The 2,091-nt window shown below is 60.2% G+C and carries 2 protein-coding genes; both read left to right on the top strand.

The genetic code is table 11. From position 1 onward, the window contains the following. On the top strand, positions 1-488 hold a 488-nt coding region (locus ACZM96_RS10805), incomplete at its 5' end, for a hypothetical protein (RefSeq protein WP_489489063.1). A 332-nt stretch (positions 489-820) separates the two neighbouring features. Further along, positions 821-1,936 carry a radical SAM protein gene (locus ACZM96_RS10800; protein ID WP_489489062.1) on the top strand — a complete coding sequence of 372 codons (1,116 nt, stop codon included), beginning with the start codon at positions 821-823 and terminating at the stop codon, positions 1,934-1,936. Positions 1,937-2,091: the final 155 nt, after the last annotated feature.

The following is a 2,091-nucleotide window of genomic DNA, read 5'->3' as shown; positions in this document are numbered from 1 at the left end:
TCCCCTTTCCCCGCACCCCTATCCCCTTTCCTAAAACTTTTATTATTACAAGCGTTTTTCCTGTTCTCAGGGCGCACGAACGACAATCTCTTTCACCGCGCCGCCTGCCGGCGCACACGCCAGCGCAAAGCTCAAACTCCATTCGATTGCCTTGTGTCCGCCGCATCCCGTTTGCACAAGGCATGCTGTACGGCCTGCATTACTTGCACAACGGCGCGCTGCGCTTAACGCCGGAAGTGAATTCCGGCTGCTTGCCGCCGTTGGCGCGACCGCCTGAAGGCAGGTCGCGGGCCCCAGAGCGTCGGAAGGAGGTTTTCCGGCAGACATTTTCCCCCAGGCTGCTGAACCGAAATCAGCTCAATCACTTCGAGCCGAGTCCTTCTCCAACAAAACATCCGGAAATCCCTTCCTTTGACACGACTGTCCGACATTTTGTCGGACAGGAGTCGGCCACCGCAGGTGGGCGCAGCAGCGCACACCTGCACTGAGTCCGCAGCCCGAACCGCGCCCGCCAAGCACGCCATCCCTCGCAGTCCCAACCTTTCTGACATCCCGCCATCTTCGGCAACGCGCTCTGCCTGCACACTCCCGCCCCGCCGAACGGCGCAGCCTTCGGCGGAAACATGGGGGCCCGGGGGAGATTATCTCCCCCGGCGGGGCTCGGGGCAGCGCCCCGCTGCTCGTGCCTGTCCCCCTTCCACTTTCTCTCTCGAATAATGAAACGACGTGTTTTTCGGCGCGAGCTGGACAGGGGCGTTGAAAACGGTATATTTTGAGTAATAGTTTAACTTTTTCCGGGGGCTTCCCGGCGGGGGAACATATGGGCGACGAACTGAAGCGGCTGTACATTGAGCCCACGTCGCGGTGCAACTTGCGCTGCGCGATGTGCTTTCGCAACAGCTGGATAGGCGAGAGCACGGGGGACATGAACGAGAAGACGTTCCGCGCGGTGATGGAGCATCTGCCTGAGAGCGTGGACACCATATTTTTCGGCGGCATGGGCGAGCCGCTGGCGCACGCGCGCATTGTGGAGATGGTGCGGGCGGCGTCGGCATCGGGTCGCCGTACCGAACTTCTGAGCAACGGCTCGCTGCTCGACGAAGCGCACGCCGCCGCCCTGCTCGACGCCGGACTCGACATGCTCTGGCTTTCCGTAGACGGCTTCAAGGAAGAACGCTACGAAAGCATTCGACGCAACGGACACCTCGCCACGCTCAAGCAGCACATCATGACGTTCAACCAGCTGCGCTTTGCCCTGAACCGCGAAGTAAAGCTCGGGCTGGCCTTCGTGGTCATGAAGAGCAACGTGCAGGAACTCGCCGATCTGCCCTACTTCTCCAGCTACTACCGCGTGAACGAAGTGAATATTTCCCACGCCATTCCCACCGACGAGCACACCGAATCCGAACTGCTCTACCGCAACGTGATCGGCAGCGACTTCGGCGGCGACAACGTGCCGCCTTCCGCGCCGCGCATACACATGCCCCTCATGGACTGGACTCAGCCCGGCGTAGCCCAGGCCGCCGCCGGACTGCTCAGCGCAGGCATGTGCGAAATATTCCTGTCGGGCCAGCGCCTGCACCGCCCCGCCCGCCGCTGCCGCTTCATCGACGACGGCATAGCCTTCGTGCGACACGACGGCTTCGTCGCTCCCTGCATGTCGCTGCTGCGCACCTCCCGCCTCTACTGGGGCGGCAAAACCCGCGTCAATCAGCACCACTTCTTCGGCAATGTCTGCACCACCCCCCTCGACAGCATCTGGAACTCCCCGGACTACGCCGCCTTCCGAAACAAAGTACGCAACTTCGAGTTCTCCCCCTGCTGCCGCTGCTCCCAGTGCGACAACTGGGAAAACTCCCTCCCCGACTGCTACGGCAATAATACCCCTACCTGCGGCGCCTGCCTCTGGTCCGAAGGCATCATCTCCTGCCCGTAGGAAAGAAAGGGAAGGAGAAAAGACTTCTTTCAAAAGTTTTCACCTTTTCTCCCTCTTCTTTTTATCTTTATTGACTGTCAATTCACTGAGAGGGATGGAAAGAATATGAGGATACTCATGTCGTCCATCCCCGCAAAAGGAAGCCTCTCTTACTG

The organism is Mailhella sp., from assembly GCF_057866825.1.
This window is presented reverse-complemented; position numbering and strand designations above follow the sequence as displayed.

What these genes read in the sequence shown, in the direction of transcription:
- ACZM96_RS10800 (WP_489489062.1), top strand. Translation starts at nt 821, where the DNA reads ATGGGCGACGAACTGAAGCGGCTGTACATTGAGCCCACGTCGCGGTGC.